Consider the following 21,175-nt stretch of genomic DNA (forward strand, 5'->3'; position numbering starts at 1 on the left):
ATGTGACCACTCGGGTGTTGCTGGCCGATGACGAGCACCTGATCAGGGGAGCCCTGGCGGCGCTGCTCGACCTGGAGGAGGGCATCGAGGTCGTCGCCCAGGTGGGCCGCGGCGACGAGGTGCTCGCCGCCGTGGCCGAGCACCGCCCGGACGTGGCGGTGCTCGACATCGAGATGCCCGGCATGGACGGCCTGTCCGCGGCCGAGCAGATCAGCTCGTACTGCAAGATCGTCATCCTGACGAGCCTGGGCAGGCCCGGCTACCTGCGCCGCGCCATGGCCGCCGGCGTCAGCGGCTTCCTCGGCAAGGACGCCCCGGCCGAGGAGCTGGCGGCGGCGATCCGCAAGGTCCAGGCGGGCGGCCGCTACCTGGACGCCGAGCTGGCGGCCGCCGCCATGGCGGCGGGCGACAGCCCGCTGACCGACCGCGAACGCGACGCTCTCCACCTGGCCGCCGACGGCGCCAGCGTCGCCAGGATCGCCGGGGAGCTCCACCTGACGGAGGGCACGGTCCGCAACTACCTGTCCAGCGCGATGACCAAGCTCAACGCCCAGAACCGCCTGGAGGCCATCCGCACCGCCCAGCGCATGGGCTGGCTCTGACAGCGCCGGTGGCGCGGGTCCCCCGCGGGACCCGCGCCGGGGTCACTTCCTGCCGCTGCTGACGGCGTGGTACTGCAGGTCCTGCACGGCGAAGTCCTTCTTGACCTCCCAGGGCGAGGTGACCGTCACCGCGCCGACCGACGCCTTGTTCGTCCCGTAAGCCAGGGGGAAGGTCTTGGCCTGGATCCCCGCCTGGCCCGCGTAGGTCTTCTCGGCGCCGCCGATGCTCGCCTTGACCGTGGCGTTACGGGTGAGGAAGGAGAGCACCTCGACGGTGTCCCGCGGGGTGCCGGCGCCGGAGCGCGGGACCATGAACTTGGTCTGCGTGCCCGAGGTCGGCCGGGCGGCGGCGAACTGCGTGCGATGCGTCAGGTAGAGCGTGTCACGGATGATCGCCGGTGCCTTGCCGGTCTTGAGCCAGGTCAGGTAGTAGGAGGAGATGTCCAGGTAGGCGCCGCCGTTGTGCACCGAGGGCGCGAACTGGGTGCCTTCGGAGAAGTCGTTCCAGGTGGTCAGCTGGACCCAGTCGGCGTGCTCGGCGATGGACTTCTCCCACGTGACGCGCAGGTTCTCGGTGTTGTCGGCCTCGTCGTAGATGCCCTGGTTGGGCCGCTCGTCCTGGACGGACACCGGCTGCATCCAGATCTTGCCCAGGCCGTGCGCCTTGGCGATGTTCGAGGCGACGCCGCTCTGCCCCTCGGGGCTGCGGTTGCCCCAGTTGGAGAAGCCGTAGCTGATCGAGGCGAAGGCGGAGGCGTTGGAGGGGAAGTTCAGGAAGACGGGCACGAAGGCGACCGTGATGCCATGCGTGTCCTTCATGATCTTCATGAAGTTCTGCCACCACGCGGCCGTCTGGCCCTCCGCCTTGAACGGGGAGATGACCAGGCGCTTGTCGGCGAGGCGGTAGACAGACTTGGCGGCGGCCAGCTGGGCCATCGAGGCCGCCAGCGTGGCCGCGTCGGCCTTGAGCGAGGTCATGTCCGGCATCAGCACGATCTTGAAGCCCGGGTCGACCGCGTCCGCCGCCTTGATCAGCGTCTGGAGGCGGTCCCAGTGGGCGCCGCTGAGCGAGAGGACGTCCACGGTGAAGCCGTCGAGCCCGGCGGCCGCGGCGGTCTGGACCTCCTTCTTCATGTCCGCGAGCTGCCAGTCGCCCGCCAGGACGCCCCGCGGCACGGGACGGTCCCTGAGCAGGCCGCCGTAGGCCGCGTGCTTGCCGCTCTCACCCGTCGGGGTGAGGTAGTTCTTGGTGTAGTAGTCGTCCGCTCCGGCCTTGTTGTTCAGCGAGATCGGGTACGGCGTGAAGTAGTGCGCGAAGACCTTGCGCTCGGAGGCCCGCAGCGTCGCGGTCGAGGGCAGGGCGAAGGGCAGCGGGCCGCTGGGGGTCGCCGCCTGCGTGTCGTAGGTGATCGACAGCTTGGGGCCCACGCCTGCGGTCGCGCGGGAGGAGTGGAGCACTCCGTGGGCGCCCGACGGGGAGGTCAGCGCGAAGTCGTAGGAGCCGTTGCCCTGGAAGGCGGAGGACACGTCCAGCTTCGCCGTGCCGCCGGCGGTCAGGCCCTTGCGGGTGGTGATCGCCTCTCCCACGGCCGGGCGGTTGTTGAACGTGAGCGTGTCGGCGCTCCACTTGCCCGTCACCGGCCGCACCTCGAGCGTGGTGTCGGTGGTCCGCACGGACTGCACGTCCAGGGTCATCTTGACGTTGACCGCGTTGTCCGGGACGTCCTTGACGGTGAAGCGGATGAACGCGCCCCGCTCGGAGGCGTTCGCGCCGTCGCACGGGGTGGTGCAGACCGACAGCCAGGTGGCGGTGTTGTGTGGCTTGTCGGGACCGGCCTGGCTGACGTAGGCGTCCTCCTCGGATGTGAACGTCACGGCCTTCTCGGCCGCCGCCGCGACGGTCGCCGAGACCATCGGGGCGGTGCCTGCCAGGGTGGCGAATATCAGGGTCATCGCGCGTAAGCGAAAGCTCATCGTGCCCTCCAAATAGCGATATGTCATGACATACCGCACTACGACGGGCAAGATCATAGACTCACGGGCGCTGTCCTGTAACAGGAATTACAATACAGGAGTGGATTGCATACTCCCGGTCAACGGCCGGGGTTCAGTCCCTGGACAGCAGGGCGACGCACTCCACGTGGTGGGTCATCGGGAACGCGTCGAAGGCGCGCAGGTCCGTCAGGGGATAGCCGAGGTCGGCGAGCCACGACAGGTCGCGGGCCAGGGTGGCAGGGTCGCAGGAGACGTAGACGATGCGGCCGGCCTCCAGCGTGGCGATGCGCTCGACGACGTCGCGCCCGAGACCTGAACGGGGCGGGTCGACGACGACGAGGTCCGCGCGTTCGATCTGGAAGCGGTCGAGCGCCTCCTCCACCCGGCCGCGCTCCACCCGCGCCTGCGGGAGGTCGCGCAGGTTGGCGCGGGCGTCGCGGACCGCGGCGGCCTCCGACTCCAGGCCGAAGACCGCGCCCGAGCGGCCGACCGCCTCGGCGAGCCCGGCGGTGAACAGGCCGACCCCGCAGTACAGGTCGAGCGCCCACTCCCCCGGCTCGGGGGCCGCGTAGGACAGCACGGCGTCGAGCAGCGTCTCGGCGGCGCCGGGATGCACCTGCCAGAAGCCGCTGCCCGCGACGCGGAACTCCCGGTCGCCGACCTGCTCGCGCAGCATGCCGGAGCCCCGGCGCGGCTCCGTCCGGCCCTTGCCCGATTCGAGCAGGATCGAGGCCGGCACGTCGAGCGGCGGGACGGTGACCGTACGGCGTGGCTTGGGCTTGACGACGACGGCGCGGTCACCCATCGACGAGGCGATGACCTCGACCCCGCCGGCGCCGCGCCAGGGAACCTGCTCGGCGCCGACGGCCTCCACCTCGGGGTGCGCGATCAGGCAGGCGTCGACCACCTCGATGTCGTGGGAGCGGTGCCTGCGGAAACCGAGCCCGCCCTCCGGCGTGACCGCGAACTGCACGCGGGTGCGCCAGCCGAGCCCGTCCTTGGCCCCGGGCACCTCCTCCACCACGACGTCCCTGGTGATGCCGGCCAGCCGCTGCAGCTGCTCGGCGACCACGGCGGCCTTCAGCTCGCGCTGGGCCTCGAGCGTGGCGTGCTGCCAGTCGCAGCCGCCGCAGCGGCCCGGGCCCGCGTACGGGCAGGGAGGGACCACGCGGTCGGGCGAGGCCTCCAGGATCTCCACGGCGTCGGCGCGCAGGAAGCGGGTGGTCTCCTCGGTGACCTCGGCCAGGACGCGCTCGCCCGGCAGCGCGTGCCGGACGAACACGACTCGCCCATCGTGGCGCGCCACGCACCATCCGCCATGGGCAACCGGACCTACCGTCAGCTCGAGTGTCACACGGATACCCTATGCCCTGGCCTGGTCCGCTACGTCCCGGACCTGGTCCGTTACGCTTTGTGATCGTGAACAACGCACGCGTCGTATGGCGGCGTCCCGGCTTCGGCGGGACGCTGGGCGCGACGCTGTTCTTCTGCGCCTCGCTGACGCCGTCGCTGCTGCCGCGCGACTGGCTGCTGCAGGGCGTGATGGGCGCGGTCACCGGCATTCTCGGGTACGGCGTCGGCGCCGCGATCGGCGCCGCCGGACGCAGGCTGCTCCCCGCGCGCGAGCGGGGGCGGCGGCTCGCGTGGCAGATCATGCTCGGCTGCTGCGCCGGGCTGACCGCGGTCGCCCTCTGGTACAGCTACGACTGGCAGCGCGACCTGCGCGCGCTCATGGACATGGACACCCGCATCACCTGGTTCCCGCCGGTGATCCTGGCCGTCTCGCTCGCGCTGTTCACGCTCTTCCTGCTGATCGCCCGGCTGGTACGGCTGGCGGGACGGAACCTGATCGACTGGCTCGACCGGTTCGTGCCCGTCTACGTGGGTCACGTGGCGGGCGTGGCGATCGTCGGGGTGGTCGTGGCCGTGTTCGCCAACGACGTGGTGTACTCCGGCTTCGTCGGCGCGATGAGCGACCTGTCGTCGGTGACGAACGGGACCACCGACCCGCGGGCGCACCGGCCCACCTCGCCGAAGATCTCCGGCGGCCCGGGCTCGCTGGTGAGCTGGGCGTCGCTGGGCAGGGAGGGGCGCACGTTCACGGGCGGGACGGTGCCCCCGGCGCAGCTGTCCGCCTTCTCGGGCAGGCCGGCGCTCCAGCCGATCCGGGTGTACGTGGGGCTCGACTCGACCTCCTCGCCGGAACAGCAGGCGGCGCTCGCCGTACGGGAGCTGGAAAGGACCGGGGCGTTCCAGCGGCACGTGCTGGCGGTGCTGGGCACGACCGGGACCGGCTGGGTGGACCAGCGCCTGGCCGGCTCGCTGGAGTTCATGGTCAACGGCGACTCGGCGCTGGTCGCGCTGCAGTACTCCTACCTGCCGAGCTGGGTGTCGTTCCTGGTCGACAGGGGCAAGGCGGCGGCCACCGGGGCGGCGCTGTTCAGCGCGGTGCGGCAGCGGTGGGCGGCGCTGCCCGCGGGACACCGGCCGAAGCTGGTGGTGGCCGGGGAGAGCCTGGGCTCCTTCGAGCTGGAGTCGGCCTTCGCGGACCTGCCGTCGCTGACGGGCGGCACGGACGGCGCGCTGTTCGTGGGGCCGCCGAACGTCAACCCGATCTGGAGCGACCTCACGGCCGGGCGGCGACCGGGTAGCCCGGTGTGGCGGCCGGACTACCGGGACGGGCGGACGGTCCAGTTCGCGCAGTATCCAGGGGAGCTGGGCCGGCGGCGCGTGGTCTACCTGCAGAACGCCTCGGATCCGGTGGTGTGGTGGTCGCCGAGGCTCGCCTACCGCCGGCCCGCCTGGCTGGAGTCACCGCGCGGGCCCGACGTGAACCCGCAGATGAACTGGTTCCCGCTGGTGACGTTCTGGCAGGTGCTCGTCGACATGGCGGCGGCGCAGCACGTGCCTGCCGCGCACGGGCACGTCTACGGCGCCAACATCGTGGACGGCTGGGCCGCCGTGGCCGCCCCGCCCGGGTGGACAGGCAGGGACACGGCCCGGCTGCGGCGGCTGGTCAGCCGGCCTTGATCTGCTCGTCCTCCCGCGACAGCGGGCGGCGCACCGAGCCCGGCGCGGCCGGCTCGCGGCGGCCGAGCAGCCGGTCGGAGGAGTGCAGCTGCCACGGCACGCTGGTCACCATGACGCCCGGCTTGAACAGCAGGCGCGCCTTCAGCCGCAGCGCGCTCTGGTTGTGCAGCAGGTGCTCCCACCAGCGGCCGACCACGTACTCGGGGATGAACACGGTGACCACGTCCCTGGGCGAGCGGCGGCGCAGCGTCTTGACGTAGTCGAGGATCGGCTGGGTGATCTCCCTGTAGGGCGAGTCGAGCATCTTCAGCGGCACCGGGATGCCGAGCCGTTCCCATTCCTCCTGCAGCTTGCGCGCCTCCTCGCCCTCGACGCCGACCGTGACCGCCTCCAGCTTGGACGGGCGGGTGGCGCGGGCGTAGGCCAGGGCCCGCATGGTCGGCTTGTGCAGCTTGGAGACGAGCACGATCGCGTGGTTGCGCGACGGGAGCATCGACTCGTCGTACTCCTTGTCCAGCGCCAGCTCGGCCGCCACGTTGTCGTAGTGGCGCCTGATGCCCTTCATCATCAGGAAGAGCACCGGCATCGCGATGCAGACGATCCAGGCGCCGACCGCGAACTTGGTGATCAGCACCACGACCAGCACGATCGCGGTCATCACGCCACCGAAGAAGTTGATCACGCGCGAGCGCATCATCTGGAAGCGGACCTTGGGATCGGTCTCGGTCTTCAGATGCCGCGTCCAGTGGATGACCATGCCGGTCTGGCTGAGCGTGAACGAGACGAACACGCCCACGATGTACAGGTTCAGCAGGCGGCTGACGTCGGCGTTGAAGCCCCACAGCAGCAGGCAGGCACCCGCCGCCAGGATGACGATGCCGTTGGAGAAGGCCAGCCGGTCGCCGCGGGTGTGCAGCTGGCGCGGCAGGTAGCGGTCCTGCGCCAGGATCGAGCCGAGCACGGGGAAACCGTTGAAGGCGGTGTTGGCGGCCAGGAACAGGATCAGCGCGGTGACCGCCGAGATGAGCACGAACATGAACGAGCCGCCGCCGAACACGGCGTCGGCCACCTGCGAGATGATCGGCTGCTGGTAGTAGCCAGGGCCGACCGGCTGGCCGTTCTTGAGCAGGTCGGTCGCCACCACGGACGGCTCGGCCACCTTCACGCCGGAGGCCAGGCCCAGCGCGATGATGCCGCCGAACATGGTGATCGCGACCAGGCCCATCATGAGCAGCGTGGTGGCCGCGTTCTTGCTCTTCGGCTTGCGGAAGGCGGGCACGCCGTTGCTGATGGCCTCGACACCGGTCAGCGCCGCGCAGCCCGAGGAGAAGGCGCGCAGGATCAGGAAGGCCGCGGCGAAGGAGGTCAGGTTCGACTGCTCGGGCACGATCTCGAAGCCCGCGCTCGGCGCCGTCAGATCGTCGCCCAGCACCAGGAGCCTGAACCCGCCCCACAGGACCAGCCCGATCGTGGACACCATGAAGGCGTACGTCGGGATCGCGAAGGCCAGCCCGGACTCGCGGATGCCGCGCAGGTTGACCACGGTCAGGAAGACCACGACCGCCACGGCGATGGCCGGCTTGTGCTGGGCCACGAACGGGATGGTGGCGCCCACGTAGTCGACGCCGTTGGCCACCGAGACGGCGACCGTGAGCACGTAGTCGACCATGAGCGCGCTGGCGACCGTCAGGCCCGCGTTCTTGCCCAGGTTGGTGGTGGCCACCTCGTAGTCGCCGCCACCGCTCGGATAGGCGTGCACGTTCTGCCGGTAGGAGGCCACCACGGTGAGCATGACGACCACGACCGCCAGCGCGACCCACGGGCTGTAGGTGTAGAAGGACACGCCCGCCAGCGAGAGGATGACCAGGATCTCCTGCGGGGCATACGCCACCGAGGAGAGGGCGTCGCTGGCGAAGACGGGCAGAGCGATACGTTTGGGCAGCAGTTGCTCATGGAGTTGGCCGCTGCGCAGCGCCCTGCCCACAAGCAGGCGTTTGACAAGATCCGTAACCTTCGCCACGTTACGAGATGCTAGCCGCATGACGGGGCAGCAAACGCGGCGCTCCCCCATCGGGCCATACTGGACTCGAGCAACCGGCCGAGACCGCGGAGTGCGGAGAGTAATGCATATAGTGATCATGGGGTGTGGCCGGGTCGGTTCGACCCTCGCCCACATCCTCGAGGACAACGGCCACTCGGTCGCCATCATCGACCGGGATCCGCAGGCATTCCGCCGGCTCCGTGCCGGGTTCCGCGGCCGCCGGGTGACGGGCATCGGCTTCGACCGCGATGTGCTCACCGAGGCGGGCATCGAGTCCGCGGCCGCCTACGTCGCGGTCTCCAGCGGCGACAACTCCAACATCATCTCGGCCCGGGTCGCCCGCGAGACGTTCGGCGTCGACAACGTGGTCGCCCGGATCTACGACCCCCGCAGGGCCGAGGTCTACCAGCGGCTCGGGATCCCGACCGTGGCCACCGTACGCTGGACCGCCGACCAGATCCTGCGCCGCATCCTGCCCGAGGGCGCCGAGCCGCTGTGGCGCGACCCGAGCGGCACGGTCATCCTCGCCGAGGTCACCGTGCAGTCCGGCTGGATCGGCACCCGCGTGGTCGACCTGGAGCAGCGGGCCGGCGTGCGCGGCGCGTTCATCAACCGGATGGGCGAGGCGCTGGTGATCGCCGACGACACCGTCGTCCAGGAGGGCGATGTCCTGCACGTCATCGCCGCCGAGAACGACATGGACCGGATCAACAAGGTGCTCGCGGTGGCACCGGAAGAGGACCACTGATGCGTGTCGCCATCGCCGGCGCCGGGGCCGTCGGCCGCTCCATCGCGGCCGAGCTCCTCGAGAACGGCCACGAGGTCCTCCTGATCGACATCGACCCCAGGGCCATCAAGATCGACAGCGTGCCGCGCGCCGAGTGGCTGCTCGCCGACGCCTGCGAGATCGCCTCCCTCGACGAGGCCGGCCTCAACAACTGCCACGTCGTCGTCGCCTCCTCGGGCGACGACAAGGTCAACCTCGTCGTCTCGCTGCTGGCCAAGACCGAGTACGGCGTGCCGCGCGTGGTCGCCAGGATCAACCACCCCAACAACGAGTGGCTCTTCAACGAGTCGTGGGGCGTGGACGTGGCCGTCTCGACGCCACGCCTGCTCAGCGCCCTCGTCGAAGAGGCGGTCAGCGTCGGCGACCTGGTCCGCCTGATGACGTTCCGCCAGGGCCAGGCCAACCTCGTCGAACTCACCCTCGCCGAGGACGCCCCCGTGGTCGGGCAGCGCGCGGGCTCCGTGCCGTGGCCCACGGACTCCGCCCTCGTCGCCATCCTCCGCGAAGGCCGCGTCCTGGTCCCCACGGACGACGACCCGCTGGAGGCCGGGGACGAACTGCTGTTCGTGGCCAGCCAGGAGGTGGAACAGGAGCTCGCCCACCTCCTGTCCCAGCACTGACGCCCGTCAGTCGTCCGTTTTCCGCGGCAAGCCGAAGAGCTCCTCGGCGGAGGAGCCCATGCCGGCAGTGATGCACAACATGCGGAAGTGGAATCGGTCGTCCCTGTCGAGGAGGTGTGAACGCATCTCGTTCGTGACCGCGGACTGACGGCCCTCGAGGAAGCAAAGGATCGCCAACCGCATGCCTGCGGTCAGGCCCAGGTCCACGCCCATCTTCCCCGCCTCGGACGCGTCGAGGGCGTTGATGTCATGCTGTGAGGTCAGCTTGGCGAACGCGTGCTCGATCAGATAGGCCTCGGTGAACTTCCACGTGACGAGCATGGGGGTCAAGCCGTTGTAGTCCGGTGACTGTCGCACCAACGACAGCACCGCCTCGAGGGGTGGCCAGGGCTCGTTCTTCTCCTTCGGCCCCATGGTCAGTCGTCCTCGCCGAAGACGTCCTCGATGCGCGTCGCCGTGCCGGCGCGCCCTACCCAGGCGTTGAGCTGCTCGGGATCGCCGCAGGCGGTGATCCGGGCAAGCACCGGCTCGGGCACTGCGACGCCGCGAGCCTTCAGGACCGTCAGCAACGCCTTCGCCTCGCCTGCCGCCTTACCTTCCTCTCGGCCTTCCTCCCTGCCTTCCTCCCGGCCCAGCTCACGCTGGCGAAGAAAGGTAGGGCTGAAGGGTAGCGAGTCGGAGTTGGCATTCATGAGTGCCTCCAGCGGATCTTGGGCGGTGGGCGAGGCCAGCTTGTATGCGTAGTTATAGCACCACGCACCGTTATCGGATTCCATGTCTTTCAGCCCTTCTATGAATGCTTCCCTGACCGGCCGCAGGTCCCCATGGGCCATGACCGACATCGCGGCCAGCTCCGGACGGGCCTTCACCTCGGCCGGATTCGTGAGCACGGGTATCTGATCCGGACCAAGCACGTACGGAGAGCTGGTGTAGGCATCCAGCTCGGTGACATACGGCACCCCCATCGACGCGGCCACCTTACGGTCGGGGCAGATCACCAAGGTCGTGACCGGACAGTCGAGCCGGAGCCACAGCGCCGCGGCGTAGCGCGCGAACTTCTTGCGTTTGTCGTCGTTGGGATCGCGCTGGATCTCCACGATGATCCCGCGCCGGGTGTCGTGCATCGGGCCCAGCAGGATGACGGTGTCGGCCTGCTCGTCCTTGGACGGGCGGTCGTTGAAGTCGTTGGCCGTTACATAGGCCGGGATGTCCCAAGGCAGCTCCACGTCGAGCTGGTTTCGGAGGAGTTCTACTGCGAGCTGCGGTTTGTCGCGGAAGAAGCCGTTGAGAATGTCATGTTCGGAGGAAGGCACGTTGCCATACGTTACTCAATGAACACGTATCGTGACGGCAAAATCGAAAGACTGTTCGCCTGCCGGGAGGGCCGTTCCGCCTCGGGGCGGGTGGAGGGCCAGGCGGATTTCGGGTGGGGCCTTCAAGGAACGCTGTACGAGCGTTAGCGAGGGCCCTTGCGCGCCGTAGGCGCGAAACCTGCTCATATTCAGCCCGAGCCGGAGGCGAGGACGGCGCGGGTGCAGGGGTGCGCCCCTGCCCGGGGGTCGCGGGGGGCTCGGCCCCCTGCTAAGGGAGCCCGAGCCGTAGGCGAGGGGCTTGCCGTTCAGGCGGGGGCGATGGGGGGTTTGATGGGGGTGCGGCCGCGGCCGAGGAGCCAGAGCATGGAGCCGAGGGCCGCCACCTGGAGGGGCCAGCCCATGAGGATCTTGGTGATGCCGAGCGCCGCCACCGCCTGGTCGCCGCCGTAGACGTAGACGGGGAGCTGGACCGCCACCCGGATCACGCAGGGGATGAGCAGGAGCCAGGTCAGGCGGTTGCAGAGTTTGACCACGCCGGGGTCCTTGTGCCAGGCCGTCGGGTCACCCGTGACCGAGCCGATGAGGAATCCGACGACCGGCCAGCGGGTGATGATCGACACCAGCATGGCCAGCGAGTATCCGGCGTTCCACAGGATGCCGGGCAGGAAGTAGGCCTTCGCGTCGCCGGAGCGACTGGCGAAGAAGGCGCCGATCGCGATGCCGATGAGGCTGTTGATCACGAACTGGGGCGTGGAACGCTGCACGAGCCGTACGGCGAGCAGCACCACCGACAGCGAGACGCTGATGATGAGCGACAACTTCAACTGCTCGGTGGTGATCCACGAGACGGTGAACGCGATGGTCGGGACCGCCGCCTCGACCATGCCCCGCACACCGCCGAGGGCCTTGGCGAGCTGGGCTCGCACGGCCGCTTCCACCGTGTCGTGGGCGACTTCCTCAGCCTCGGCACTCACGTCATCAACTCCCTGGGCGCAGCTCGTATCGAGGATTGAACATCACCTTGCGCCCGTCTTGAAGGCTGACGAGGCCCTCTGCCTTGACGGTGCGCCCGGGCTCGATGCCCGCGATCCTGCGGCGGCCGAGCCAGACCAGGTCGATCACGTCCGACCCGTCGTAGAGCTCGGCCTCCAGGGCCGGCGCTCCGCCGCGCGGACGCAATGTCACTGTACGTAGCGTACCCGCTACGCAGAATCGTTTGCGTCCACCGCACCTGGCGATGGGGGTGGCGCCGACCTCGTCGACGTCTTCCCGCAGCTCCTGGGCCTCGATCTCGGACTGGGAGGTCGCCAGCCGACTGAAGAACCCGCGCAATCCCCCGCGTTTGGGGGGCTCTGCCGTACTCATGATGAATCAGCCTATGCGATGGCGGTGGTCAGCGAATCTCGCTGATCTCAGGTCCTCGTTTGAAGGGGTTGAGCCCGGGGCCCTCGGCGGCTTCCTCGTCCGCCTGCTCGTTGGGACGGCGCAGCGTGATGGCCTCCTCGCGGGCCATCGGCTCGTCGCCGCGCACGACCACGACGTCGCGGAGGAAGTCGAAGAAGGCCTCGGCGACCTGCTCGTCGAGCGCCGCCCTGCCGCTGATGACGCCGAGCAGCAGCCAGCGCGGGCCGTCGAGACCCACGTAGCGCACGGTCCGCTCGCCGCCCTCGGCGTTCACCTTGCCGGTGAGCTCGGTGCCGAGGGGGCCTTCGGACTCCTGCAGGGTGGCGCCGCCGGTGTGCAGCTTGACCCTGATCTCGTCCCAGAGCCCGCCGGTCTTGGGCGCGGCCAGGGCCTGCAGTTGCAGCGTGCTCTCCTCGTAGAGGACGACGAGCCCGACGTGCTGGTCGCCCATGGAGGCCAGCCGTACGTCGAAGTCCGGGTTGTGCGGCACGCGCAGCCCGCCCAGGTCGATGCGGTCGTGGTCGGGGTGGGGCTCGTCGGCGTCCCACGGCCCGGACTCGCGCGTGGGAGCCTGGCTCTCGACCTCGGCCGCGGGCTCCGTCTGCTCACGACGACGACGTCGGAACACTGTGCTCACTCTCCTGTCTAGCGTCCTGTGGAACCGAAGCCGCCGTTGCCACGCGCGGACCCGGGCAGGCGCTCGACCTCGTAGAAGGCGGCGTGCTCGACCCGCTGGACGACGAGTTGCGCGATGCGGTCACCGCGGCGCAGCTGGAAGGTGTCCTTGGCGTCGGTGTTGATGAGCGTGACCTTGATCTCGCCCCGGTATCCGGCGTCGACCGTACCGGGGGCGTTGACGAGCGTGACGCCGTGGCGGGCGGCCAGCCCCGAGCGCGGGTGCACGAAAGCGGCGTAGCCGTCGGGCAACGCGATCGCGACCCCTGTGCCGATCATGGCGCGTTCTCCCGGCAGCAGCTCGGCGTCCTCGGCCGCGTAGAGGTCGGCGCCCGCGTCGCCCGGGTGGGCGTAGGACGGCAGCGGCAGTTCGCTGTCGAGCCGCTGGATGAGGACCTCGACGCTCACGGATTCACCTCGAAATCGGTGTGTTCGGCGGCGATGGCCGCGGCGTCGCCGTGCCGGGCGAAGTGCGCCATGTCCACCTCGATGAACAGGGCCGCCGCCCGGACGGCGACAGGGCCGTCGGGGGCGCCGATGCGCCCCTCAGCCTCAAGGTACGCCTTTCTGCCCGCGATGCCGTTGCACCAGGCGCGCAGGTGGAGTGTCGTGCCGACGGGAACCGGGAGAAGGTAGTCGGTCTCCAGCCGCCCTGTCACATAAGGCTTGTGGAACAGCCAAATGGACATTCCGATGACCTCGTCCATCGCCGCGGCGAGCACGCCGCCGTGGGCGAGCATGGGCGCCCCCTGGTGCGCCTCCCCCACCGTGAACTCGGCCTCGACGGTGGCCCCGTCGGGGGTGGTGGCCAGGATGCGCAGCCCGGTGGTGTGGTCGGTGCCGCAGCCGAAGCAGCGGCTGTAGTGGGAGCCCAGCTCGGTGCCCGGTGGTGGGGCGTTGAGGTGGATCTCGGGCTCCTCGGCCCCGGGCGGCGGGGTCGTCAGGGCGGAACGCGTCACGAGTGACGAGGTTACTCCGTACGGCGAGCCGATTCGTCATCGCCGGGCTCACGCGGCTCGGGCGCCGAAGGCGTCTTGGGTGGCGCCTTCCCGGACGCGGGCTCAGTGGGGGCAGGCGGCAGGGCGGGAGGTTTGTCGCGCAGCTCCGGCAGCGCCCGGTAGATCACCGCCGCGATGGGCACCGCGACGGCGGCCCCGGCGATCCCGCCCAGGATGCCGCCCACGGCCAGCACGATGATGATCGCCAGCGGGTGGAAGTTGAGCGCCCGCCCCACGATCAGCGGCTGCAGCACGTGGTTCTCCAGCTGCTGCTCCACGATCAGGATGCCGAGGAAGATCAGCGCGAACACGGGGCCCTTGGCGCCCAGGGTGACGAGGGTGGCCACCGTACCGGCGAAGAAGATGCCGACGATCGGGATGAAGCTGGCGAAGAAGATGAGCACCGCCAGCGGCGCCCACAGCGGGACGCCCATCCCGGCCAGCACGATGCCCATGATCACGCCGTGCACGGCGGCGACGGCGACGGTGCCCTGCACATAGTGCGACAGCGTGGTCCAGGCGGCCCGCCCGGCCCTGTCGACGCGTGGCGCGACGGCGCCGAACATGCCATAGAACCAGGCCCAGATCCGTTCGCCGTCCTTGAGCAGGAAGAACGTCACGAACAGCAGCAGCACGATCGAGGCGAGCACCTCGAAGGCCACCGCGCCCGCGGTCAGCACCGTGCTGGTGATGGCGGTGCGCTGCGCGTTGACCATCGCGGCGACCTCGTCCACGTAACTGGTGAGCTGGGCCTCCTTGATGTGCAGCGGCCCTGTGATCAGCCAGTTCTGCACGTCGCGGACGGTCGCCTGGACCTGCTGCACCAGGTTGGGGAACTCGTCGGAGGCCCGGGCGCCGACCAGCCAGCCGATCCCGACCAGGATGGTCAGCGCCACGAGCATGGTGATCCAGGTGGCGTAGATCGGGCGCATCCCCGCTTCCCTGAGCGAGCGGGTGAGCGGGAACAGCAGGGCCGTCAGCAGCAGCGCGATGGCCACCGGCAGGGCGACGAAGGTGAGCCGCGCGATGCCCTGGACGAAGAAGTAGACGACCACGCTGACGAGGATCAGGCATGCGCTCCACGCGGCCATCCTGGCCAGCACGGGTGGCACGAGCTTGGTCGGTCCGTCGGTCAGCACATGTTCAAGACTGGCACGTCACGGCCGTGGATGCGCGCGGTTATCCGCCGGGCGAAAGATCGGGTCTGGGCAAGGTCTGGCCTGCGTGTCACCTTCGAGCCATGAAAGTTGCCTTAGCCGGTGTGGCGATTCTCACCGCGATGTCTGGCCTGCCGGGGATGACCGGCAACCATGTCGAGCTGGAGGTGCTCTCCAGCCGCGCCGATCAGGTCACCGGTGGTGACGCGCTGGTCAGGGTACGGCAGGCCCGCGGCGGGCCCGTGAAGGTGCTGCACAACGGCGAGGACGTGACCGCCGTCTTCAAGCCGGACCCGGACGGGCGCTCGTACACGGGCCTGGTGACCGGGCTGGCGGCCGGGTCCAACCGGCTCGAGGCGGTGGCCTGGCCGTACCGGAGCTCGCTCAGGGTGCGGAACTTCCCGATCGAGGGTCCGGTCTTCTCCGGCCCGCACCAGTACCCGTTCCTGTGCAAGACCGAGCGGACCGGGCTCGGGCCGCCGGAGCCGGACAACCAGGACGGCCAGGGCTACCGGGTGGCGGCCGGCTGGAGCAGGGACTGCTACGCCAAGCCCGTCACCGACCGGCTCTACCGCTCCACCGACGGGACGTTCAAGCCGATGCCGGACCAGCGCCCCGCCGACATGGCCACCACGACGACGCTGGACGGCCGCACGGTCGACTTCGTGGTCAGGCGCGAGCGCGGCGTGATCAACCGCTTCCTGTACTCGATCGCGAGCCTGGAGGACGGCTACAACGGCCGGGCGATCTTCCGCTTCGACGGCGGCGTGGGCATCGGGCACGACCAGGGACAGCTCGGCGGCAACGCGCTCGATCCCTACGGACTCGGCCAGGGCTACGCGATCCTGTACTCCTCGGGCACCCGCACCTCCACCCACTACAACCTGATCGTCGGCGGCGAGACGGCCCTGATGGTCAAGGAGCGCTTCATCGAGCGGTACGGCGTGCCGCTGTACACCGTGGGCGTGGGCGGCTCGGGCGGCGCCATCCAGCAGTACCTCTACGGGCAGAACTACGGCGACCGGGTGATCGACGCGGCCATCCCGCAGTACTCCTATCCCGACATGGTCACCCAGACCATCCACGTGGGCGACTGCGAGCTGCTCGAGAACTACATGGACCACAACCCGCGCTGGGCCCACTGGGACGAGCGGACCGCGTTGATCGGCTTCAACGCCAGCGACACGGTGGCCAACCCGTACACCGGCAAGCCGGGCTCGGACGAGTGCGTCAAGGGCTGGCGCGGCCTGACCCCGCTGACCATGAACCCGAAGTGGACCCCGAACAACGACCCCGAGTGGGCCAGGATGGACCCGCCCGGCGTCAAGGACACGGTCCAGTGGACGCACTGGGACGACGTCAGGAACGTCTACGGCGTCGGCCCGGACGGCTACGCCCGCTCCACCTGGGACAACGTCGGCGTGCAGTACGGCCTGGCGTCCCTGCGCGAAGGCAGGATCACCCCGGCGGAGTTCCTCGACGTCAACGCCAAGGCGGGCGCGTGGAAGGAGGCCCGCGACATGGTCCAGGAGGGCTGCCCGTTCGTCTGCCCCAGCGACTTCGACCCGTGGAGCGCCCGCAACCAGCTCACCGGCGATCCCGCCCCGCGCAGGACGGGCGACCCGGTCGCGATCAGGAACGTACGGCGCAGCGGCCTGGTGTTCCGCGGCGACATCGGCATCCCGATCATCGACTGGCGCCACTATCTGGAGGACCAGCTCGACATGCACGACGCGCGGGAGTCGTTCGTCAGCAGGCAGCGCATGCTGGACTTCGACGGCCGGGCGGGCAACCAGGTCATCTGGTTCACCGACGCGCGTCCTGACGGGCCCCGCTTCGACCAGACGCCGCAGGCGCTGAAAGTGATGGACGAGTGGCTGGCCAACATCCGGAAATATCCGTACAAGGGGGTGGAGGGCAACAAGCCGCCCCAGGCGACCGACCGCTGCTTCGCCACCGACGGCACGGAGATCGCCTCCGGCCCCCACGTCTGGGACGGGATTCTCGACAAGAGCCCCGCTGGTGCCTGTACTGCGAAATTTCCGATCTACACGTCTTCGCGGACGGTAGCGGGCGGCCCCCTCGAGGGCGACGTCTACAAGTGCAGGCTCCAGCCGGTGGCCAGGGCCATCGACCGCGGCCTGTACGGCGCCTGGCGGCCCAGCCAGGACGAGCGCGCCCGGCTCGAGCAGATCTTCCCTACCGGCGTGTGCGACTACTGACGGGCAGCACCCCCATGGTGCGCAGGGGCGAGGCGAACACCCACAGGAACGCCAGGCAGCCGCCCACCGCGGCGACCAGGATGGTGGCCCTGACCCCGATCGTCTCGCCCAGCACGCCGCTGAGCAGCGCGCCGAGCGGCAGCGTGCCCCACACCATGAAGCGCATGGTCGCGTTCATCCGCCCGAGCAGCGCGTCGGGGGTGGCGGCCTGGCGGAAGCTGAGCTGGGTGACGTTGTAGACGACCACGCCCACGCCCAGGGCGAACTCCTGCAGCGCCACGAGCGCCAGCCGCCAGTCCGCCTGCGCCAGCGGCACGAGCAGCAGCAGCGGCGCCGGCACCAGGATCGCCAGCCACAGCGTCGGCCCCTGCCCGAGCCGTACGGCCAGCCTGCCGATCAGCCAGGCGCCGAGCAGCCCGCCGATCCCGCCGAGCGCGGTGAGCAGCCCGATCGCGCCAGCGCCCAGCCCCAGCTCCCTGGCCAGCAGCAGCAGGACCATCGGCTGGGCCATGGCCGCGAACAGGTTGGAGGTGGCCGTGCACCCGGCGATCCTGCGCAGCAACCGGTGCCCGAGCACGAAGCGCAGACCCTCCATGATCTCCCTGCCCAGGTGCCCGCCTCCCGCGCCGCGGAACTCCGGCTTGCGGATGGTGCCCAGGCACAGCGCCGACCACGCGAATCCCAGCACGGTGGCCACCAGCGCGAACGGCGCCGTCAGGAACTGGATGAGGTAGCCGCCCGCGCTCGGCCCGCCCAGCTGCGCGACCGTCCGCACCACCTCGAGGGAGGCGTTGCCGCGCACGAGCTGGTCGCGCTCGACCAGGTGGGGCAGGTAGCTCTGGTAGGCCACGTCGAAGAAGACGGTGAAGACCCCCAGCACCAGCGCCACGGCGTAGAGCTGGTAGACGGTCAGCACGCCGAGCCACCACGCCGCGGGGACCGAGGCCAGCACGGCCGCCCGCCCCCAGTCGCACACGACCATCACCCGCCGCCTGGCCAGCCGGTCGACGATCGCGCCCGCTGGCAGCCCGATGACCACGAACGCCAGCGTCTGGCACATGGCCAGCACGCCGACCTCGAACGCCGAGGCGTGCAGGGCGGTCACCGCGACCAGCGGCATGGCCAGGTTCAGTATCTGTGCCCCCGCCTGGCTCGCGGTGTCGGCGAGGAAGAGGCCGCGGAAGTTCCGGTCGCGAAGGAGGGTCACGACATGAGGGTCCACAACCGATTGGGAAAAGTCAATCGGTTGTAGGGTGCTCGCGATGGCACCCAACCGCCGACCGCCCACCGAGGCCGAGGCCCGCGCGCTGGCCTCCGCCGTACGGCTGCGCATCCTGCGGCTGTGCCTGGACGAGGCTCTCACCAACAAGGAGATCGCCGGGCGGCTCGGCGCCAACCCGGCGACCACGCTGCACCACGTGCGCAAACTCGTCGAGACCGGCTTCCTGGCCGCCGGGCCGAGCAGGCCGGGCCCGCGAGGCTCGACGGAGATCCCCTACCGGGCCACCGGCAAGTCGTGGGAGATGGACATCCGCGACGCGCCGGTGCCCGGCGGCGAGGAGGCGATGCTGGAGGCCTTCCTGGACGAGCTACGGCTCGTCGACGTCAGGGAGGCGGAGTTCACCCGGCTGGGGTTCCGCCTCACCGACGCCGAGAAGGCCGAACTGCAACGCCGTCTGCACGAGGTGTACGAGGACTTCAGGAGCCGGAGCCCGGCTCCTGACGCCCTGCCGTACTCACTGTTCGTCGCCCTGCACCGCGACGTCGGCCGTGACTGACAGCTCCGGGCCCTCGGTCAGGACGAACTCCTCGACGTTGCCGGCGCCGCACAGGTCGTCCTGAGCCAGCCGCACCAGAGCGGCGGGGCCCGAGACGGTCAGCCGGGAGACCTCGGCGCGCATCGACAACTTTGCCTCGGACTTGGCCTTGCGCACCTGGCGCAACACCTCCGAGGCCACCGTCAGCACGGCGGGGTCGCCCTCGACGGCCCGGACGGCGGGCCACTCGGCGCGGTGCACCGAGCCGCGACGCCACCAGGACCAGACCTCCTCGGTGACGAACGGCAGGAACGGCGCGAAGAGCCGCAGCATCGTGTCCAGCGCCTGCCGCAGCGCCGCGACCGCCGAGGCGTCGCCCTCGTAGGCGCGAGCCTTGACCAGCTCCAGATAGTCGTCGCAGAAGGACCAGAAGAAGCGCTCGGTGGCCTCGAGCGCCCTGGTGTAGTCGTAGCCCTCGAAGGCCTCGGTGGCCTCGCGCACCACCTCGGACAACCCGGCCAGCATCGACAGGTCCAGCGGCTGCACGACCTCGCCAGAAACCTCGTCGAACGACAGGACGAACTTCGAGGCGTTGAGGATCTTGATGGCGAGGCGGCGCCCCACCTTGATCTGCCCGGTGTCGAAGGCCGTGTCGGTGCCCGGCCGCCCGCTGGCCGCCCAGTAGCGGACCGCGTCGGAACCGTACTCCTCCAGCAGCCCGAGCGGCGTGGTCACGTTGCCCTTGGACTTGGACATCTTCTTGCGGTCGGGGTCCAGGATCCACCCGGAGATCGCCACGTCGCTCCACGGCAGCGAGCCGAACTCCTGGTGCGCCCTGACCACGGTCGAGAACAGCCAGGTGCGGATGATCTCGTGGGCCTGCGGTCGCAGGTCCATCGGGAAGACCCGGGAGAACAGGTCGGGATCGCGCTCCCAGCCGCCGGCGATCTCCGGCGACAGCGACGAGGTGGCCCAGGTGTCCATCACGTCGGGATCGCCGACGAACCCGCCGGGCCTGCCCCGCTGGTCCTCGCCGTAGCCGGAGGGCGCCTGCGAGGACGGGTCGATCGGCAGCTCGTCCTCCGACGGCACCAGCGGGTTGGCGTAGTCGGGGTTGCCGTCGGCGTCCAGCGGATACCAGACCGGGAACGGCACGCCGAAGAAGCGCTGGCGGGAGATCAGCCAGTCGCCCGTCAGCCCGCCGACCCAGTTGTCGTAGCGGACCCGCATGTGCGGCGGGTGCCAGCTCAGCTCCGAACCCCGCCCGAGCAGGCGCTCGCGCAGCTCGGCATCGCGCCCGCCGTTGCGGATGTACCACTGGCGGGTGGTGACGATCTCCAGCGGCCGGTCGCCCTTCTCGTAGAACTTCACCGTCCGCTGGACCGGGCGCGGCTCGCCGTCCAGGTCGCCCGACTCGCGCAGCATCTCCACGATGCGCTCGCGGGCGCTGTGCACGGTCTTGCCCGCCAGCTCCTTGTACGGCTCGGCCTCCACCCCCTCGGGCGGCTCGGGCAGCAGCCGGCCGTCCCAGCCGACCACGGGCCGAGTGGTCAGGCCGAGCTCGCGCCACCAGGTGACGTCGGTGATGTCGCCGAAGGTGCAGATCATCGCGATGCCGGAGCCCTTGTCGGGCTCGGCCAGGTGGTGGGCCATGATCGGCACCTCGACGCCGAACAGCGGCGTCAGCGCGCTGGTGCCGAACAGCGGCTTGTACCGCTCGTCGTCGGGGTGGGCGACGAGCGCCACGCAGGCGGGGATCAGCTCGGGCCTGGTCGTCTCGATCCAGACGGGACCCTGCTCGCCGTAGAAGGAGATCCGGTGGAAGGCGCCGGGCCAGTCACGGTCCTCCAGCTCCGCCTGGGCGACAGCCGTACGGAAGGTGACGTCCCACAGCGTGGGGGCCTCGGCCATGTAGGCCTCGCCGCGGGCCAGGTTGCGCAGGAAGGCGCGCTGCGAGGCGGCGCGGGCGTTGGCGTCGATGGTGGCGTAGGTCATCGACCAGTCGACCGACAGGCCCAGGCGCCGCCACAGCTCCTCGAAGGCCTTCTCGTCCTCGACGGTCAGCCGCTCGCACAGCTCGATGAAGTTGCCGCGCGAGATGGAGACCTGCCGTTTCGGATCCGGCTTGGCCGGAGGTTCGAAGGACGGGTCGTAGGGCACGGAGGGGTCACAGCGGACGCCGAAGTGGTTCTGCACGCGGCGCTCGGTCGGCAGGCCGTTGTCGTCCCAGCCCATCGGGTAGAACACCTCGCGCCCGCGCATGCGCTGGAAACGGGCGATGGTGTCGGTGTGGGTATAGGAGAAGACATGGCCGACGTGCAGCGAGCCGGAGACGGTCGGCGGCGGCGTGTCGATCGAGTAGATCTGCTCGCGCGTCTTGGAACGGTCGAAGCGGTAGGTGCCGTCGCCCTCCCAGCGGGCTACCCATACCTGCTCCAAGCCGTCGAGAGTGGGTTTCTCCGGCATGGCGGCATGGCGTAGTCGCTGTTGAGTCATGCCTCCATATGGTACGGGTTCGCATGGGGTGGAGCCGGTACAGACTAGTGTTCGTTACATACGCGAAGGAGAGGTAGG

The 21,175-nt window shown here is 69.9% G+C and carries 19 protein-coding genes; 6 read left to right on the top strand and 13 right to left on the bottom strand.

All coding sequences use genetic code 11. The features are described 5' to 3' along the window. The first annotated feature begins 2 nt into the window (after nucleotides 1-2). Nucleotides 3-602 (top strand): response regulator transcription factor, encoded by a 600-nt coding sequence (locus KIK09_RS17250; RefSeq protein WP_214320226.1) that lies wholly within the window; start codon nucleotides 3-5, stop codon nucleotides 600-602. 42 nt (nucleotides 603-644) lie between these two features. Here KIK09_RS17250 and KIK09_RS17255 read toward each other — a convergent pair whose 3' ends face one another. Both KIK09_RS17255 and KIK09_RS17260 read right to left on the bottom strand, forming a co-directional pair. Then, nucleotides 645-2,576, bottom strand: coding sequence for a glycoside hydrolase family 71 protein (locus tag KIK09_RS17255; RefSeq protein ID WP_214320227.1), 1,932 nt, complete (start codon nucleotides 2,574-2,576; stop codon nucleotides 645-647). A gap of 133 nt (nucleotides 2,577-2,709) precedes the next feature. After that, nucleotides 2,710-3,951: a class I SAM-dependent RNA methyltransferase gene (locus tag KIK09_RS17260; protein ID WP_214320228.1), complete on the bottom strand. Its 1,242-nt coding sequence runs from the start codon at nucleotides 3,949-3,951 to the stop codon at nucleotides 2,710-2,712. Nucleotides 3,952-4,016: 65 nt separating this feature from the next. On the opposite strand from KIK09_RS17260, the gene KIK09_RS17265 reads away from it, so the two are divergent. Then, entirely contained in the window at nucleotides 4,017-5,627 is a 1,611-nt protein-coding gene (locus KIK09_RS17265) for an alpha/beta hydrolase (RefSeq protein ID WP_308164144.1), read from the top strand. Here KIK09_RS17265 and KIK09_RS17270 read toward each other — a convergent pair. Further along, entirely contained in the window at nucleotides 5,614-7,647 is a 2,034-nt protein-coding gene (locus KIK09_RS17270; protein ID WP_214320230.1) for an APC family permease, read from the bottom strand. The two genes, KIK09_RS17265 and KIK09_RS17270, sit on opposite strands and share 14 nt — an antisense overlap. Nucleotides 7,648-7,750: 103 nt before the next feature. On the opposite strand from KIK09_RS17270, the gene KIK09_RS17275 reads away from it, so the two are divergent. Next, complete coding sequence (locus KIK09_RS17275) at nucleotides 7,751-8,416, top strand: potassium channel family protein (RefSeq protein ID WP_214320231.1); 666 nt, start codon at nucleotides 7,751-7,753, stop codon at nucleotides 8,414-8,416. Further along, nucleotides 8,416-9,075 carry a potassium channel family protein gene (locus tag KIK09_RS17280; protein ID WP_214320232.1) on the top strand — a complete coding sequence of 220 codons (660 nt, stop codon included), beginning with the start codon at nucleotides 8,416-8,418 and terminating at the stop codon, nucleotides 9,073-9,075. The genes KIK09_RS17275 and KIK09_RS17280 overlap by 1 nt, the downstream gene beginning before the upstream one ends. Nucleotides 9,076-9,081: 6 nt before the next feature. Here KIK09_RS17280 and KIK09_RS17285 read toward each other — a convergent pair whose 3' ends face one another. From KIK09_RS17285 to KIK09_RS17320, 8 genes are all read right to left on the bottom strand, one after another. Next, on the bottom strand, nucleotides 9,082-9,489 hold the full coding sequence (locus KIK09_RS17285; RefSeq protein ID WP_214320233.1) for a hypothetical protein: 408 nt from the start codon (nucleotides 9,487-9,489) through the stop codon (nucleotides 9,082-9,084). A gap of 2 nt (nucleotides 9,490-9,491) precedes the next feature. Then, the gene (locus KIK09_RS17290) at nucleotides 9,492-10,388 is read right to left on the bottom strand and encodes a hypothetical protein (RefSeq protein ID WP_214320234.1); all 897 of its coding nucleotides are present in this window, start codon (nucleotides 10,386-10,388) and stop codon (nucleotides 9,492-9,494) included. 305 nt (nucleotides 10,389-10,693) lie between these two features. Further along, nucleotides 10,694-11,362 (bottom strand): DUF3159 domain-containing protein, encoded by a 669-nt coding sequence (locus KIK09_RS17295; protein WP_308164145.1) that lies wholly within the window; start codon nucleotides 11,360-11,362, stop codon nucleotides 10,694-10,696. A gap of 4 nt (nucleotides 11,363-11,366) precedes the next feature. After that, a complete protein-coding gene (locus KIK09_RS60965; protein ID WP_250573219.1) occupies nucleotides 11,367-11,573 on the bottom strand; it encodes an OB-fold nucleic acid binding domain-containing protein in 207 nt (68 codons plus the stop codon). 208 nt (nucleotides 11,574-11,781) lie between these two features. Further along, on the bottom strand, nucleotides 11,782-12,420 hold the full coding sequence (locus tag KIK09_RS17305; RefSeq protein ID WP_214320236.1) for a DUF3710 domain-containing protein: 639 nt from the start codon (nucleotides 12,418-12,420) through the stop codon (nucleotides 11,782-11,784). 17 nt (nucleotides 12,421-12,437) lie between these two features. Beyond that, nucleotides 12,438-12,875, bottom strand: coding sequence for a dUTP diphosphatase (gene dut / locus KIK09_RS17310; protein ID WP_214320237.1), 438 nt, complete (start codon nucleotides 12,873-12,875; stop codon nucleotides 12,438-12,440). Continuing rightward, nucleotides 12,872-13,426: a PaaI family thioesterase gene (locus KIK09_RS17315; RefSeq protein ID WP_214320238.1), complete on the bottom strand. Its 555-nt coding sequence runs from the start codon at nucleotides 13,424-13,426 to the stop codon at nucleotides 12,872-12,874. Before KIK09_RS17315 ends, dut begins: the two co-directional genes overlap by 4 nt. 11 nt (nucleotides 13,427-13,437) lie before the next feature. Further along, entirely contained in the window at nucleotides 13,438-14,604 is a 1,167-nt protein-coding gene (locus KIK09_RS17320; RefSeq protein WP_214320239.1) for an AI-2E family transporter, read from the bottom strand. Between the two features lie 101 nt (nucleotides 14,605-14,705). Between KIK09_RS17320 and KIK09_RS17325 the strand changes: the two genes are divergently transcribed. Continuing rightward, nucleotides 14,706-16,844, top strand: a complete 2,139-nt coding sequence (locus tag KIK09_RS17325) for a DUF6351 family protein (protein WP_214320240.1) — start codon at nucleotides 14,706-14,708, stop codon at nucleotides 16,842-16,844. Here KIK09_RS17325 and KIK09_RS17330 read toward each other — a convergent pair. Continuing rightward, complete coding sequence (locus KIK09_RS17330; RefSeq protein ID WP_308164147.1) at nucleotides 16,822-18,051, bottom strand: MFS transporter; 1,230 nt, start codon at nucleotides 18,049-18,051, stop codon at nucleotides 16,822-16,824. The two genes, KIK09_RS17325 and KIK09_RS17330, sit on opposite strands and share 23 nt — an antisense overlap. 55 nt (nucleotides 18,052-18,106) lie before the next feature. On the opposite strand from KIK09_RS17330, the gene KIK09_RS17335 reads away from it, so the two are divergent. Then, nucleotides 18,107-18,622 carry an ArsR/SmtB family transcription factor gene (locus KIK09_RS17335; protein WP_214320242.1) on the top strand — a complete coding sequence of 172 codons (516 nt, stop codon included), beginning with the start codon at nucleotides 18,107-18,109 and terminating at the stop codon, nucleotides 18,620-18,622. On the opposite strand, the gene valS is transcribed toward KIK09_RS17335, so the two are convergent. After that, nucleotides 18,581-21,097: a valine--tRNA ligase gene (gene valS / locus KIK09_RS17340; RefSeq protein ID WP_250573220.1), complete on the bottom strand. Its 2,517-nt coding sequence runs from the start codon at nucleotides 21,095-21,097 to the stop codon at nucleotides 18,581-18,583. The genes KIK09_RS17335 and valS overlap by 42 nt on opposite strands. Between the last annotated feature and the right edge of the window lie 78 nt (nucleotides 21,098-21,175).

The organism is Nonomuraea sediminis, assembly GCF_018531495.1.
In the GTDB taxonomy this organism is placed as follows: Bacteria; Actinomycetota; Actinomycetes; order Streptosporangiales; family Streptosporangiaceae; genus Nonomuraea; species Nonomuraea sediminis.